The sequence below is a fragment of the Pseudooceanicola pacificus genome (assembly GCF_009789075.1).
Lineage (GTDB): Bacteria > Pseudomonadota > Alphaproteobacteria > Rhodobacterales > Rhodobacteraceae > Pseudooceanicola > Pseudooceanicola pacificus.
In genome coordinates, this window is the sequence record NZ_WNXQ01000001.1 from 472323 (window position 1) to 488062 (window position 15740).

The 15740-nt window shown below is 66.4% G+C and carries 14 protein-coding genes; 9 read left to right on the plus strand and 5 right to left on the minus strand.

From position 1 onward, the window contains the following. Nucleotides 1–30: 30 nt before the first annotated feature. Nucleotides 31–1959 carry an FAD-binding monooxygenase gene (locus tag GLS40_RS02205; RefSeq protein WP_160380960.1) on the minus strand — a complete coding sequence of 643 codons (1929 nt, stop codon included), beginning with the start codon at nt 1957–1959 and terminating at the stop codon, nt 31–33. 120 nt (nt 1960–2079) lie between these two features. Here GLS40_RS02205 and GLS40_RS02210 point away from each other — a divergent pair, with 120 nt between their 5' ends. Next, nucleotides 2080–2541, plus strand: a complete 462-nt coding sequence (locus GLS40_RS02210) for a MarR family winged helix-turn-helix transcriptional regulator (RefSeq protein WP_235905741.1) — start codon at nt 2080–2082, stop codon at nt 2539–2541. 27 nt (nt 2542–2568) lie between these two features. Here GLS40_RS02210 and GLS40_RS02215 read toward each other — a convergent pair whose 3' ends face one another. Together GLS40_RS02215 and GLS40_RS02220 are read right to left on the minus strand one after the other, a co-directional pair. Next, nucleotides 2569–3066, minus strand: coding sequence for a cytochrome b (locus tag GLS40_RS02215; protein ID WP_160380961.1), 498 nt, complete (start codon nt 3064–3066; stop codon nt 2569–2571). Between the two features lie 94 nt (nt 3067–3160). After that, nucleotides 3161–3928, minus strand: coding sequence for a DeoR/GlpR family DNA-binding transcription regulator (locus GLS40_RS02220; RefSeq protein ID WP_160380962.1), 768 nt, complete (start codon nt 3926–3928; stop codon nt 3161–3163). Between the two features lie 263 nt (nt 3929–4191). On the opposite strand from GLS40_RS02220, the gene glpD reads away from it, so the two are divergent. The 8 genes from glpD to glpK all read left to right on the plus strand — a co-directional run bounded on the left by glpD (nt 4192) and on the right by glpK (nt 13741). Further along, nucleotides 4192–5787 carry a glycerol-3-phosphate dehydrogenase gene (gene glpD / locus GLS40_RS02225; protein WP_160380963.1) on the plus strand — a complete coding sequence of 532 codons (1596 nt, stop codon included), beginning with the start codon at nt 4192–4194 and terminating at the stop codon, nt 5785–5787. Nucleotides 5788–5800: 13 nt separating this feature from the next. Beyond that, a complete protein-coding gene (locus tag GLS40_RS02230; protein WP_160380964.1) occupies nt 5801–6889 on the plus strand; it encodes an ABC transporter ATP-binding protein in 1089 nt (362 codons plus the stop codon). 12 nt (nt 6890–6901) lie between these two features. After that, nucleotides 6902–7975 carry an ABC transporter ATP-binding protein gene (locus GLS40_RS02235; RefSeq protein WP_160380965.1) on the plus strand — a complete coding sequence of 358 codons (1074 nt, stop codon included), beginning with the start codon at nt 6902–6904 and terminating at the stop codon, nt 7973–7975. Further along, a complete protein-coding gene (locus GLS40_RS02240; RefSeq protein ID WP_160380966.1) occupies nt 7975–8844 on the plus strand; it encodes a carbohydrate ABC transporter permease in 870 nt (289 codons plus the stop codon). The genes GLS40_RS02235 and GLS40_RS02240 overlap by 1 nt, the downstream gene beginning before the upstream one ends. 175 nt (nt 8845–9019) lie before the next feature. Continuing rightward, nucleotides 9020–9865, plus strand: a complete 846-nt coding sequence (locus GLS40_RS02245) for a carbohydrate ABC transporter permease (RefSeq protein ID WP_160380967.1) — start codon at nt 9020–9022, stop codon at nt 9863–9865. A gap of 228 nt (nt 9866–10093) precedes the next feature. Continuing rightward, nucleotides 10094–10366, plus strand: a complete 273-nt coding sequence (locus GLS40_RS02250) for a DUF2160 domain-containing protein (protein WP_160380968.1) — start codon at nt 10094–10096, stop codon at nt 10364–10366. 70 nt (nt 10367–10436) lie between these two features. Beyond that, nucleotides 10437–12146 carry an ABC transporter substrate-binding protein gene (locus tag GLS40_RS02255; RefSeq protein WP_160380969.1) on the plus strand — a complete coding sequence of 570 codons (1710 nt, stop codon included), beginning with the start codon at nt 10437–10439 and terminating at the stop codon, nt 12144–12146. Nucleotides 12147–12256: 110 nt separating this feature from the next. Next, nucleotides 12257–13741: a glycerol kinase GlpK gene (glpK, locus tag GLS40_RS02260; RefSeq protein WP_160380970.1), complete on the plus strand. Its 1485-nt coding sequence runs from the start codon at nt 12257–12259 to the stop codon at nt 13739–13741. On the opposite strand, the gene GLS40_RS02265 is transcribed toward glpK, so the two are convergent. Next, complete coding sequence (locus GLS40_RS02265; protein WP_160380971.1) at nt 13738–14673, minus strand: ABC transporter permease; 936 nt, start codon at nt 14671–14673, stop codon at nt 13738–13740. The genes glpK and GLS40_RS02265 overlap by 4 nt on opposite strands. Further along, the gene (locus tag GLS40_RS02270) at nt 14670–15713 is read right to left on the minus strand and encodes an ABC transporter permease (RefSeq protein WP_160380972.1); all 1044 of its coding nucleotides are present in this window, start codon (nt 15711–15713) and stop codon (nt 14670–14672) included. The genes GLS40_RS02265 and GLS40_RS02270 overlap by 4 nt, the downstream gene beginning before the upstream one ends. Between the last annotated feature and the right edge of the window lie 27 nt (nt 15714–15740).

Genomic DNA, 15740 nt, shown 5'->3' on the forward strand with positions numbered 1-15740 from the left:
CACACGCCCGCGGCGGATGCGGGGCAGCCGTCAGGACGCCCCGGCCTGGACCCTCGTCGCGGGCAGCAGGATTCCGTCGAAAAAGGCCGCCAGATCGCCATGCGCCTCCAGCGGCAGGACATGGGCAACATATTGGTCCGGGCGGACCAGCACCACGCAGCCGCGCGCCCGGTCCATGCCCCGCAGATCAAAGATGTCGCGGCCCGTGCGGGTGTCGGCGCAAAAGACCTTTTCGTAATCCGTCAGGCCCAGCCGGCCCTTGCGCGGCAGCAACAGCGGCGGCAGGTCGCTCACGCTCAGATCGTGGCAATGCTGCTGGAACACCGCGCGCAGGTCGATCACCGCATCCGGGTCCTCGTCCGCCGGCGTATGGCGCAGAAGCGGCGAGGCCGGATCGTCCGACAGGAACCGGCACAGCCCGGTGAATGCCGACCCCGCGCCCAGCGGATCCCGCGCCGGGGCAAAGACGAACAGCCGCCAGCGCGCATCGGCCCTGACGACATGGCCCAGCTCCATCGGTTTGACATCGGCCAGCCGCAGCACGGGGGCGGAATGAAACCGCGCGCCGATCCCGAAACCCTGCGCCAGCGCCTGATGCGTCGCGGCGCCGGTCAGGGCCGAGGGCGCATAGGTCACCGACATGCCGGCGGTGTAGCGCCCGTGTTCGATGAAATACTGCTGGAACCGGGGCGCATCGGCCGCCGCGCCCGTGGCGGGCCGTTCGCTCATGATCCGGGCCCATTCGCGGTCAAACTCGATCAGGTCGCGGGCCACCGCCTGACGCTCGGCGGAATAGCTGTGCAGCACCTCGGGCGCGCAGCGGCCCTGCAGCACCAGCGCCAGTTTCCAGCCCAGGTTGAAGGCATCGCCCATCGAGACATTCATCCCCTGCCCGGCCTTGGGGCTGTGGGTGTGGCAGGCATCCCCGGCGATGAAGACTCGGGGCAAGCGCGCCGCCACCTCGCCCTCGGGCACGTCGTCGAACTTGTCGGTCAGGCGCTGGCCGATCTCGTAGACCGACCACCAGACGACCTCCTTCACATCGAAGGTATAGGGCTGCAAAATGCGCTGTGCCGCCGCGATCAGGTGATCCACCGTCATGTTGCGGCTGGCCACACGTTCCCCGGCATTCAGTTTGTCCAGTTCGATGTAAAGCCGGACGAGGTAGCCACCCTCGCGCGGGATGATCAGGATATTGCCCTCTTGCGCCGACTGGATCAGCGTCTTGCAGCGGATGTCGGGGAAATCGGTTTCGGCCAGCACGTCCATCACGCCCCAGGCCTGGTTCGCGCTGTCGCCCGCCAGCTCGCGCCCGATGGCCTGACGCACCGCGCTGCGGGCCCCGTCGCAGCCCACCACGTAGCGGGCCGCCAGGGTCTCGACCGTGCCCTCATGACCCGGGTCCTGCCGGTCAAGCGTCACCTTGACCGGATGGCTGCCCTGCGGCTCCACCACCAGCGCGGAAAGGCGGCGGCTGTAATCCGGCACCAGCCGCGAGGGGGATTTTGCCATGACCTCCAGGTACATGTCATGCACGCGGGCCTGGTTCAGGATCATGTGCGGCATCTCGGACAGGCCGTCTTCGACATCCTGCACGCGCCCGTTGCGGGTGATCCGGCCGGGGCGGTCGGGATCGGGCTTCCAGAAGGTCGTCTCGTTCACCCAATAGCCCTGGTCGAGCACCTGCCCGGCAAAGCCGAAAGCGTTGAACATCTCCATCGAGCGGCAGGAGATCCCGTCGGCCTGGCCACGCTCCAGCGGGCCGGGTTTGCGCTCCACGATCCGGGTGGTGATCCCGGGAAAGGCGGCCAGCTGCGCGGCCAGCGTCAGCCCGGCCGGGCCGCAGCCGACGATCAGCACGTCGACCTCCTGCGGCAACGGCGTATCAGGCGCCCGCCCCGGCGCGGCGGGGTGAAGGGTGGGATCGCCCGGGCGGAACCCGTCCAGATGGTATTGCATGCGAAGCCCTCCCCGAGTTGATAAGCCAACATATCAATTGACGGTCGAGTCGAGTCAAGAATTTAGTATGTACAGATACCAATTCCGGGTAAGCTGTTGATGATGAGAGAGGGGCACGGCATGGAAGACACCGGGATCAGGTCTGTCGGCGCGACGATGCCGGGCCATCTGATCCGGCGTCTGCACCAGTTGTCGACCAGCGTCTTTACCCAGCGGGTGCGCGAGGCCGGGTTCGACCTGACGCCGGTGCAGTTCATCGCTCTGGACGCGTTGCAGCAGAACCCCGGGATCGACCAGGCCCGCCTGGCCGAAGCCATCGCCAAGGACCGCGCGACCGTCGGGGCGGTGACCGACCGGCTGGTGCAGAAGAAACTGGTGAAACGCGTTGTCAGCCCGCGCGACAAACGCGCGCGCGAGCTGACGCTGACCGGGGCGGGGCGCGCCACGCTGGACGCCCTGATGCCGGTGGTGACAGAGCTGCAGGCCGAGATCCTGCCCGGCCTGACGCCCGAGGAATACGCCCAGTTCATCGCCCTCGCCGCCAAGGCGGCCCGGGCCGCCGGGCCCGGGGACGCAGGCTGACCAAAGGCGCCGACCGGCAACGGGCGGTCAGATCATCCGGTGCAGCAGCCCGGATTTCCACCACAGCTGATGCACCGCCACGGCGGCGATGTGCAGAAAGACAAGCCACATCAGGATCGTGGTCATCACCTCATGCGCCTCGGCGGCGGCGGCGGCATGGACGAACCAGGCGACCAGCCCCGACACCGGGATCATCACCAGCAACAGGTACAGCGCCCAATGCGCCAGTTTCGACACCAGACGGAACTGCGCGGGCTCTTCGGCCGGGGCTGCGGGGGCGCCATGCCGGACGCGCAGGATCAGCCGCCCCGCAGCCAGGGCCAGGACGGTCACGCCGATGGCGATATGCATCACGGAAACGGTGTTGTAGGTGGCCATTCCGGTGTCCATCAGCGTGTGGAACATCCGGCCCATACCGTCAAAGACCAGGTACTGCAGGGCCAGCAGCACGACCACGGCCCAATGCAGGCGTTTCTGCCAGGGGGTATAGCCGGCCCCGGATGCGGCGGTATCTATCGTTGTCATGGGATCCTCGATCGTTGGCGCATTTCACCGGTGAAACGCCCGGGCGACGGATTTCCGTCGCGGCGAGGTGTTGAATTCTGCGTGACGCCCGGGTTCAGCCGCCGTTGGCGACCACGACTTCGGTCTGCCAGCCCTCGCACCGGGCGGACAGGGGGCCCGGCAGGGCGCGGTCCGTGAAGAAGGTGTCGATCTCAGCCAGGGACGCGATGCGCGCCGGCGCGCTGCGGGTGAACTTCGACCCGTCGGCGACAAGGTAGGTCTTGCGCGACTGGCGCATGATGGCCTGGCTGACGCCGACCTCCTGGATATCGAAGTCGAGGAAATCGCCATCCGCATCCAGCGCGGAACAGCCGATCACCGCCAGGTCGAACTTGAACTGCCGGATGGTGTCCGAGGCGAGGTTGCCGACCAGCCCGCCATCGGCGCGGCGCAGGTGGCCGCCGGTCACGATGATCTCGCAATCCGGGTTCTCGACCAGGATATTGGCGACATTCATGTTGTTGGTCACGACCAGCAGGTTGCGGTGATGCAGCAGCTCGCGGGCGACCGCCTCGGTGCTGGTGCCGATGTTCAGGAATAGCGAGATGTCGTCGGGAATGCGGCTGGCGCAGGCGCGGGCAATATCCGTCTTGGCGCGCGGGTTGAGCGAGCGGCGTTCCTCGTAGCCGATATTCGTGGTGCCCGAGGGCAGGACCGCGCCGCCATGCACCCGCTCCAGCTTGCCCGCCTCGGCGAGGTCGGACAGGTCGCGGCGGATGGTCTGCAGCGTGACGCCGAAATGCGCGGCCAGCGTCTCGACCGAGACCTTGCCGTCGCGGCGCACGATGTCGAGGATTTCGGGGTGGCGGAAGGTCTGGGACATGCCTGCTTTCGGTTTTTTGCGAAAATCGTCGCATCAACACCGATTCATTGCAAGCACGGATAAGTCCGGGTGCGATTCTGCCGCGCCGCAGCGATTCCGGGTAGCGCCAACATCAACAAGCACAGAGGTTTCCGTCCGACACCCGCCAGAGCCTTCGTTTTCCACGCGAATTCGGAAAACGAACAAAAACGCAAAAATCAGGTTGCGGTCACGTTCTCTTGAAGCCTAGTGTTGCGGTGCCATCACCGCGGAGGAGGAATCGCGTGGCGCTTCAGCCCGGCACATCGGTCTCGGACCTGTTCATCATCGGCGGCGGCATCAACGGATGCGGCATCGCGCGGGATGCGTCCGGGCGTGGCCTCTCGGTTGTATTGGCCGAGATGAACGACCTGGCGTCGGCAACGTCCTCGGCCTCGACCAAGCTGTTCCACGGCGGGCTGCGCTATCTGGAATATTTCGAATTCCGCCTGGTGCGCGAGGCGCTGATCGAACGCGAGGTGCTGCTGAAGGCGATGCCGCATATCAGCTGGCCCATGCGCTTTGTCCTGCCCTACAGCCCCGACATGCGGTTCGAGGCAGAGACGCCGACCTCCAGGCTGCTGAGCCTGGCGATGCCCTGGATGAAGGGCCGCCGCCCGGCCTGGCTGATCCGCCTGGGGCTGTTCATGTATGACAACCTGGGCGGTCGCGAGGTCCTCAAGGGCACCAAGACCCTGTCGCTGCAGAATGCGCCCGAAGGCAAGGGCCTGGCCCCCCGCTTCGCACGCGCCTACGAATATTCCGACTGCTGGGTCGAGGATTCCCGCCTGGTCGTGCTGAACGCCCGAGACGCCGCAAAACGCGGCGCGCGCCTGCTGACACGGACAAAAGTGCTGTCCGCCGAACGCAAAGGCGACCTGTGGCGCATCGAAACGCAAAATACCGAAAACGGCGAAACCGCTGTCCATCATGCCCGGATGCTGGTGAATGCCGGCGGGCCCTGGGTCGGCGACATCATCCAGGGCAAGATCCGGCTGAAGTCGAACGAGGGCGTCCGGCTGGTCCGCGGATCGCATATCGTGACCAGGCGCCTGTTCGATCACGACAAGTGCTATATCTTTCAGGGCACCGACGGGCGCATCGTCTTTGCCATCCCCTACGAGACGGATTTCACCCTGATCGGCACCACCGATGCCGAACATCACGATCCCTCGCAGAAACCGGAATGCACCCCCGAGGAACGCCAGTACCTGATTGATTTCGTGAACCAGTACCTCGCCAGCCCGATCGCCGAGGATGACGTGGTCTGGACCTATTCCGGGGTCCGCCCGCTCTATGACGACGGGGCGACCAGTGCCACCGCCGCCACCCGCGACTACACGCTGAAGGTCGACTCCAGGGATGGCGCGCCGGTGCTGAACATCTTTGGCGGCAAGATCACCACCTATCGCCGCCTGGCCGAGGGCGCGCTGGAAAAGATCGGCCAGCATCTGACCTCCGGCGCCCCCTGGACGCGCGGCGTGCCCCTGCCCGGCGGCAATTTCCCGGTGGACGGGTTCGATGCGCTCGTGGCCGGGCTGCGGGCGGATTACGGCTTTCTCGATGCCTTCTGGGCGCGGCGGCTGGCCCGCGCCTACGGGACCGAGGCGCGCGAGATCCTGGGCCGCGCCCAGACCCCCGCCGCCCTGGGCCGCGACTTTGGCGCGACGCTGACCGAGGCCGAGGTGAAATGGATGATGACGCACGAATTTGCCCGCACCGCCGAAGACGTGATCTGGCGGCGCACCAAGCTGGGCCTGCGGCTGAAGCCCGAGCAGGTGCAGGCGCTCGACGGCTGGATGGCGGCGCAGCGCAGCGCCAAGCCGGCGGCGGCGGAATGACTGGAGGACGGGGATGACACTTGAACTGAAGGGAGTGTCCAAGGTGGTTGCGGGCCAGACCCATATCCACCCGACCGACCTGGTGCTGGAAAAGGGCACGATGAACGTGCTTCTGGGGCCGACTCTGGCGGGCAAGACCTCGCTGATGCGGCTGATGGCCGGTCTGGATGCCCCTGCCGAGGGGCGGATCTTCTGGGACGGGCAGGATGTGACCGGCATGCGCGTGCAGGATCGCAAGGTCGCGATGGTCTACCAGCAGTTCATCAACTACCCCTCGATGAGCGTGTTCGACAACATCGCCTCGCCCCTGCGGCTGATGGGCGTGGACCGGGCCGAGATCGACCGCCGCGTGCACGAGACGGCGGATCTGATGAAGCTGGGCCCGATGCTGGGACGCAAGCCGCTGGAACTGTCGGGCGGCCAGCAGCAGCGTTGCGCGCTGGCGCGGGCGCTGGTCAAGAATGCCGGGCTGGTGCTGCTGGACGAACCGCTGGCAAACCTCGACTACAAGCTGCGCGAAGAGCTGCGGATCGAGATCCCGCGCATCTTCGAAGCCTCGGGCGCGATCTTTGTCTATGCCACCACCGAACCGGAAGAGGCGCTGCTGCTCGGCGGCAATACCGCCGCCCTGTGGGAGGGCCGCGTGACCCAGTTCGGCCCCACGCCCGAGGTCTATCGCCGCCCGGTCGACGCCACCACGGCGCGCGTCTTTTCGGATCCGCCGATGAATTTCATGCAGGTGTCCAAGACCGGAACGAAACTGATGTTCGGCAAGGGCCAGTCGACCACCGCAACCGGCCGCCTGGCCGAGCTGCCGGATGGACGCTACACCGCCGGGTTCCGCCCCAATCACCTTGAGATCGCACAGCACACCGGGGATGCGATGCGCTTTACCGCGCGGCTGGACGTGACCGAGCTGACGGGCTCGGAAACCTTCGTTCACCTCACGCATCACGGCGAACGCTGGGTCGGGCTGGTGCACGGGGTGCACGACCTCGCGCTTGGTGCCGATCTGACCGTCTGGCTGGATCCGCGCCATGTCTACATCTTTGCCGAGGACGGCGCGCTGATCGCCCCCGCGGCCTATGCGCTGGCAGCCTGAGGAGGACCGGGGATGGCACGTATCACGCTCGACAATCTCGCCCATTCCTACATGGCGAAACCGGGGTCGGAAGACGACTATGCCCTGAAAGAGCTGAACCACGTCTGGGAGGACGGCGCGGCCTATGCCCTGCTCGGCGCCTCGGGCTGCGGGAAATCGACCCTGCTCAACATCATTTCGGGCCTGTTGCAGCCCTCGCAGGGGCGCATCCTGTTCGACGACCGCGACGTGACCCATGCGGCCACGGCCGAGCGCAACATTGCCCAGGTGTTCCAGTTCCCGGTCGTCTACGACACGATGACCGTGCGCGACAACCTGGCCTTCCCCCTGCGCAACCGGGGGGCCAAGGCAGAGTATGTGGCGCAGCGGGTGAACGAAATCGCCCGCATGATCGGCATGGAGGAGATGCTGAACCGCAAGGCGCGCGGCCTGACTGCCGATGCCAAGCAAAAGATCAGCCTGGGCCGCGGCATGGTGCGCGAGGACGTCAGCGCGCTGCTCTTCGACGAGCCGCTGACCGTGATCGACCCGCATATGAAATGGGAGCTGCGGACCCAGCTCAAGGGCCTGCACAACCAGTTCGGCCACACGATGATCTATGTCACCCACGACCAGACCGAGGCGCTGACCTTTGCCGACAAGGTGGTGGTGATGCATGACGGCCGCGTGGTGCAGATCGGCACGCCCGAAGAGCTGTTCGAGACGCCCGAACATACCTTCGTCGGCTATTTCATCGGCTCGCCCGGCATGAATGTCATCCCCGCGCGGATCGAGGGCAACCGGGCCTATGTGAACGGCGCCTTTGTCGAGCTGGCCCAGGGCTATGGCGCGCTGGAGGGCAAGGTCGAGATCGGCGTGCGCCCGGAATATGCCCGCCTGAGCCAGACCGAGGGCCTGCCGGTGAACATCCGCCGGATCGAGGACGTGGGCCGCCACAAGATCGTGCGCGCGGATTTCTTCGGGACCGACATCAACATCATCGCGGGCGAAGACGACCGCATCAGCGCCGACATGAACCGCGTCAGCTTCGACGCCGCGCATGTGAACGTCTATGCCGACGACTGGCGCGTGAAGGGGGCCGCGTGATGGAAAAGACAGTCAACCACAAGGCTTGGTTCCTTGTCCTGCCGGTGATGGTCCTTGTCTCCTTTTCCGCCGTCATCCCGCTGATGACCGTGGTGAACTATTCCGTGCAGGACACCTTCGGGAACAACCAGTTCTTCTGGGCCGGGCTCGAATGGTTCCAGGAGATGCTGGCGGAAGAGCGGATGTGGAACGCGCTTGGCCGTCAGATCCTGTTTTCGGCGATCATCCTGGCGATCGAGGTCCCGCTGGGCATCTTCGTCGCGCTGAACATGCCCAAATCGGGCTTCTGGTCCAGCTTCTGCCTTGTGCTGATGTCGCTGCCGCTGCTGATCCCGTGGAACGTGGTCGGCACGATCTGGCAGATCTTCGGCCGGGTGGATATCGGCCTGCTGGGCTATACGCTCGAATCCATCGGGATCGACTACAACTACACGCAGGACACCTTTGCCGCCTGGGTCACCATCGTGGTGATGGATGTCTGGCACTGGACTTCGCTGGTGGCGCTGCTGGCCTTTGCCGGGCTGAAATCCATCCCCGATGCCTATTACCAGGCCGCCAAGATCGACCAGGCCAGCCGGTGGAAGGTCTTTCGCTACATCGAGCTGCCCAAGATGGCCGGCGTGCTGATGATCGCGATCCTGCTGCGGTTCATGGACAGTTTCATGATCTATACCGAGCCCTTCGTGGTCACCGGGGGCGGGCCGGGCAATGCCACCACGATGCTGTCCATCGACCTGGTCAAGATGGCGCTCGGCCAGTTCGACCTGGGCCCGGCGGCGGCGTTCTCGATCATGTATTTTCTCGTGATCCTGCTGATTTCCTGGGTGTTCTACACCGTGATGACCAACCTCGACCGGCGGGAGGGGTAAGGATGCGGAGCATGGTTTCCACAGGCGCGACGTTGCCCCCCTTCACCGTCATCCTCGGGCTCGACCCGAGGACCCCGGGCCGAGGCGCGACGCCGGGAGGTCCGCGGGTCGTGCCCGGGGATGACCGTACCCCGCTCGACCGCTGCGCCAACGTCACCACCACAGGAGCGCCCCGATGACCGACGCCACCATCGCTCACGCCCCCTCAAGGTCGCGGGTCCGCGTGAACTCCAGCGCCATCGTGATGACGCTTTACCTGCTGTTCCTGCTGGTGCCGATCTACTGGCTCGTGAACATGAGCCTGAAGACCAATACCGAAATCCTCAGCACCTTTTCCCTGATCCCGCAGAACCCGACGCTGGACAATTACCGCACCATCCTGACGGACCCGGCGTGGTACATGGGCTATGTCAATTCGCTGATCTACGTGGTGATGAATACGGCGATCTCGCTGACCGTCGCGCTGCCCGCCGCCTACGCCTTTTCGCGCTATCATTTCCTGGGCGACAAGCATCTGTTCTTCTGGCTGCTGACCAACCGGATGGCGCCGCCCGCGGTCTTTGCGCTGCCGTTCTTCCAGCTCTATTCCTCGGTCGGGCTGTTTGACACGCATATCGCGGTGGCGCTGGCGCATTGCCTGTTCAACGTGCCGCTGGCGGTCTGGATCCTCGAAGGGTTCATGCGCGGCGTGCCCAAGGAAATCGACGAGACGGCCTATATCGACGGCTATTCCTTCCCGCGCTTCTTCGTGCGGATCTTCATGCCGCTGATTGCCAGCGGGATCGGGGTGGCCGCGTTCTTCTGCTTCATGTTCTCATGGGTCGAACTGCTGTTGTCGCGGACGCTGACCACGGTGGATGCCAAGCCGATCTCGGCCATCATGACCCGCACGCAGGGCGCGGCCGGGGTCGACTGGGGCGTGCTGGCGGCGGCCGGCGTGCTGACCATCGTGCCCGGCGCGCTCGTGATCTGGTTCGTGCGGAACTACATCGCCAAGGGCTTTGCCCTGGGGAGGGTGTGATGGCGCCACCTGCTATCCATCTGAGCCCGACAGTTGCCGCAGGCGCAAGCCGGGCAGCGCCCGACCTGGGGGGCGCGGTCGAAACGCCGGTGCCGCGCATGCGCCCGAAAGCTTTCACGTCGATCCGGCGGCGGATGACATCGCCAAAAGCGCCCTCCGGGGGGAGGTCGGGCGCTGCCCGGCTTGCGCCGGGCCGGGTGCACCGCCCCAAGCAGAGGGAGATCTGACATGGCATGGATGGCTTGGACCTGGCCGACCGCGATCTTTTTCATGGTCATCGCCACGCTGCTGATCACCTTCACCGTGCTGGCGATCCGCTATCCCGAAACCCCGCGCACCGGCGTGCTGGGGATCGAGACGACGCGGGGCGACCGGCTCTTCATCACGCTTCTCGGCTCGGCCTTCATCAACCTGGCCTGGCTCGGATTGGTCGGGGCGCATCAACCCTACGCCCTGATCGTATGCCTGATCTATGCCGCGGCGGTGTTCCGCTGGGTGTAGCTGAAGGAAAACGGTTGGTCCCCAAGGGGCGGGACCGGCTGCAAGACATCTGTCACATGGGAGGAACAGAATGACCCCGAAACTCAGATCGACCACCGCGGTGATCGCTGCCATCGCCTTTAGCGCGATGCCGGCCTTTGCCGACATGCAGGCGGCGCAGGAGTTCCTGGACGCCGAGATCGGCGACCTGTCGTCGCTCAGCCGTGCCGACCAGGAAGCCGAGATGCAGTGGTTCATCGACGCGGCCCAGCCCTTCCAGGGGATGGAGATCAAGGTCGTGTCGGAAACCATCACGACCCATGAATACGAGAGCCAGGTCCTGGCCCCCGCATTCGAGAAGATCACCGGCATCAAGGTCACCCACGACCTCATCGGCGAAGGCGACGTGGTGGAAAAGCTGCAGACGCAGATGCAGTCGGGCCAGAACGTCTATGACGCCTATGTCAACGACTCCGACCTGATCGGCACCCACTGGCGCTATCAGCAGGCGCGCAGCCTGACCAAGTGGATGGCGGGCGAAGGCGCCGACGTCACCAGCCCGACCCTGGACCTGGACGATTTCATCGGCCTGCAGTTCACCACCGGGCCGGATGGCGACCTGTACCAGCTGCCCGACCAGCAGTTCGCGAACCTCTACTGGTTCCGCTACGACTGGTTCACCGACCCCGAGATCATGGCCGAGTTCAAAGAGAAATACGGCTATGACCTGGGCGTTCCGGTCAACTGGGCGGCCTACGAGGACATTGCCGAATTCTTTACCGGCAAGGAAATCGACGGCCAGAAAGTCTATGGCAACATGGACTACGGTAAGAAGGACCCCTCGCTCGGCTGGCGGTACACCGATGCGTGGATGTCGATGGCCGGCATGGGCGACAAGGGCGAACCCAACGGCCTGCCGGTCGACGAATGGGGCATCCGGGTGAACGAGCAATCGCAGCCCGTCGGCTCGTGCATGGCGCGCGGCGGGGCGACGAACTCTCCGGCCGGCGTCTATGCCGTGACCAAGGCGATCGAGTGGCTGAACAAGTATTCGCCCCCCGCCGCCATGGGCATGACCTTCTCCGAGGCGGGTCCCGTCCCGGCGCAGGGCAACATCGCCCAGCAGATGTTTATGTACACCACCTTTGTCGCCTCGCTGGTCGAACCCGGCCTGCCGGTGATGAACGACGACGGCACGCCGAAATGGCGCCTCGCCCCCTCGCCGCATGGCGTCTACTGGGAGGAAGGCACCAAGATCGGCTATCAGGACGTGGGGTCGTGGACGCTGCTGAAATCCACCCCGGATGACCGGGCCAAGGCCGCATGGCTCTACGCCCAGTTCGTGACGTCCAAGACCGTGGACGTGAAGAAAAGCCATGTCGGCCTGACCTTCATCCGCGAATCCACCATCCAGGATCCCAGCTTCACCGAGCGCGCGCCGAAACTGGGCGGCCTGGTGGAATTCTACCGCTCGCCGGCCCGCGTCCAGTGGTCGCCGACCGGCACCAACGTGCCCGACTATCCCAAGCTGGCACAGCTGTGGTGGCAGAACATCGGCGACGCCATGTCGGGTGCCAAGACCCCGCAAGAGGCGCTGGATGCGCTCTGCGCCGATCAGGAAAAGGTGCTGGAGCGTCTGGAACGCGCCGGGGTCCAGGGCGATCTGGGTCCGAAGATGAACGAGGAGAAGGGCGCCGACTACTGGCTCTCGCAGCCCGGTTCGCCCAAGGCGAAGCTGGCCAACGAGGACGAAGAGCCCAAGACCATCTCGTATGACGAGCTGGTGAAATCCTGGCAGTGATGCCTGCATCGGGCCGGGGCCTTGCGGTTCCGGCCCGTTCGCTGCAATCCTGAAACCTCGACCGGCCCGGGCCCAGCGTCCGGGCCGGCCTGCGACAAGGGGAGGTGTCCGTGGGCCATATTCTTGCGATCGACCAGGGAACGACGTCCAGCCGGGCCATCCTGTTCGACGGCCAGATGAAGATCGCAGCCGTCGCGCAGCAGGAGTTCACCCAGCACTACCCCGCCTCGGGCTGGGTAGAGCATGACTGCTCCGACCTCTGGACCACCACCGCCGCGACCTGCCGTCAGGTGATGGAAAAGGCCGGGCTGCGCGCCGCCGACATCGCCGCCATCGGCATCACCAATCAGCGCGAAACCACCGTGATCTGGGACCGCAAGACCGGCGAGCCGCTGCACAACGCCATCGTCTGGCAGGACCGCCGCACCTCGGACCTGTGCCGCCGCCTGCGCGACGAGGGGCACGAACCCGCCGTGACCGAACGCACCGGCCTGCTGCTCGACCCGTATTTTTCGGCCACCAAGGCCGCCTGGGTGCTCGACCATGTCGACGGCGCCCGCGCCCGGGCCGAGGCCGGCGAGCTGGCCTTTGGCACCGTTGACAGCTGGCTGATCTGGAAACTCACCTCGGGCCGTGTGCATGTCACCGATGCGACCAATGCCGCCCGCACCATGCTTTACGACATCCGCAAGGGCGCCTGGTCGCCCGAGATGTGCGAACTGATCCGCGTGCCCATGTCGATGCTGCCCGAGGTGCGCGACTGCGCCAGCGATTTCGGCATGGCCCGGGGCGATCTCTTCGGGGCCGAGATCCCGATCCTGGGCGTCGCGGGCGACCAGCAGGCCGCCACCATCGGCCAGGCCTGTTTCCGGCCCGGGATGATGAAATCCACCTATGGCACCGGGTGTTTCGCCCTGCTGAACACCGGCGACAATGCCGTCGTCTCGACCAATCGCCTGCTGACCACCATCGCCTATCAGATGGACGGCAAGCCGACCTATGCGCTCGAAGGGTCGATCTTCGTCGCCGGGGCCGTGGTGCAATGGCTGCGCGACGGGCTGAAGCTGATCCGCGAGGCGGGCGAGACCCAGCCCCTGGCGGCCAAGGCCGACCCGGCGCAGAACGTGGTGCTTGTGCCCGCCTTCACCGGGCTGGGCGCGCCGCACTGGAATGCCGACTGCCGCGGCGCCGTCTTCGGCCTGACCCGCAACACCGGCCCCGCCGACATGGCACGCGCCGCGCTGGAAAGCGTCGGCTACCAGACCCGCGACCTGCTGGAAGCGATGCAGCAAGACTGGGGTGCCAAGGGCGAAACCGCCCTGCGCGTCGACGGCGGGATGAGCGCGTCGGACTGGGCGATGCAGTTCGTCGCCGACATCACCGGCGCGCAGGTCGACCGGCCCGAGGTGCTGGAGACAACGGCCATGGGCGCCGCCTGGCTTGCCGGGCAACGCGCCGGGATTTACCCGGACATGGAGGCCTTTGGCGCCGGGTGGGCCCTGGAACGCAGTTTCCAGCCCGCGATGGAGCGTGACACGCGCGAGGCCAAATATGCCGGGTGGAAACGCGCCGTGGCCGCAGCGCAGATGTTTTAGCGGCTGCCCTTGCGGAACGGCTGCATCAGCGCCTGCGGCACCCGCGCGCGGCGCGACATGACCACCAGCGCCACGATGGACAGCAGGTAGGGCAGCATCAGGAACAGCTGGTAGGGTACCGCCTTGCCGAAGGATGTCTGAAGCCGCAGCTGGTAGGCGTCGAACAGCGCGAAAAGCACGGCACCGAGCAGCGCCCGCGACGGCCGCCAGGTCGAAAAGACCACCAGCGCGATGCAGACCCAGCCCCGCCCCTGCACCATCGTCGGGAAGAAGCTGTTGAAGGCCGACATGGTCAGGAAGGCCCCGCCAAGCGCCATCAGCGCCGATCCCGCGATCACCGCGCCATAGCGCAGCAGGATCGGGTCCAGCCCCTGCGCCTCGGCCGCGTGGGGATTCTCGCCGGTCATCCGCAGCGCCAGGCCCAGGGGGGTGCGCGCCAGCAGCCAGGCCAGCAGCACCGCCACCGCGATGGCCAGCCAGGTGGGCGCCGTCTGCGCGGCCAGGATCGGGCCAATACCGGGAATGCCCGCGCCCAGGCCGAGGGGGGCAAAGGCCTCGATCGTGGGCGGGGTGCCCTGCACCGGCACCGCCAGGCGGAAGATGTAGTAGCTGACAGACGACCCGAAGAGCGTGATGCCCAGCCCGGTCACATGCTGCGACAGGCCCAGCGTCACCGTCAGCACCGCGTGCAGCCAGCCAAAGACCGCCCCCGCCAGCGCCGCCATCAAAAGCCCGGTCCAGAGGTCGCCGCCGCTGTAGACCGTCAGCCAGCCCGCCATCGCGCCAAAGGTCATGATCCCCTCGATCCCAAGGTTCAGCACGCCGACCCGTTCGCAGAGCAGCGCGCCAAGCGTGCCGAAGATCAGCGGCGTCGCGATGCGCAGGACCGAGGCCCAGAGCCCGACGGTGAACAGGATGTCGAGCGCGCTCATCGCCGGATCCTCCACTGCGCGAAGAAGAGCGCGACCAGCATCGCCAGCAGCGAAAGCGAGACGGTGACATCGGCGATGTAGCTCGGCACTTCCAGCGCGCGGCTCATCCCGTCGGTGCCGACAAAGACCGCCGCGACGAACAGCGCCGCCGCCACCACACCCAGCGCGTTGAGGTTGGCCAGCATGGCCACCACGATGCCGGAATAGCCGAACCCCGGCGAAAGGTCGGTCGTCAGGTAGCCGCGCACGCCCATCACCTCGATCGCGCCGGCAAGCCCGGCCAGCCCGCCCGACAGGCAGGCGACCTTTACCAGCGTGCGCCCGAGCGGCACGCCGGCAAAGGCCGCCGCCTCGGGCGCGGCCCCGGCAGCGCGGGAACGCAGGCCGAAGACCGAGAACCGGTCCAGCGCCCAGACCGCCACCGCGCAGGCCAGCGCGATGAAAAGCCCGGTGTGCAGCCGCGACTTCGCCACCAGCTTGTCGAGCCTGGCATCGGCGGGCAGCGGCACCGATTTCGGCCAGCCAAAGGCCATCGGGTCGCGCAGGAAGCCCTCGACCGCGAGAGAGACGAAGAGCAGGACGATGAAATTCAGCAGCAGCGTGGTCACGACCTCGTCCACCCCGCTGCGCAGGCGCAGGATGACGGGGATCACCAGCAGCACGACCCCCGCCAGTGCGCCCGTCAGCATCAGCACCGGGATCAGCAGCGGCCAGGGCAGGTCGATCCCGCGCGCCGCCCAGACGGCGGCAAAGGCGCCGAGGTAGAATTGCCCCTCGGCCCCGATGTTCCAGACCCGCGCGCGAAAGGCGACGGCGGCGGCGAGGCCGGTCAGGATCAGCGGCGTGGTGCGGGTCAGCGTCTCGGTCAGCGCCAGGCGCGATCCGAAGGCCGAGCTGGCGATGCGCCCGAAGGCCTCGAAGACCGGCGCGCCGGACAGTGCGATCAGCCCGCCGGCCAGCAGCAGGGCCACGGCCACCGCGATCAGCGGCGCGCCGAGGGTCAGCCAGATCGGCGGCCGGGCGCGGCGTTCAAACTGCACGGGTCTTGCCTCGATCGCTCTGCGGTG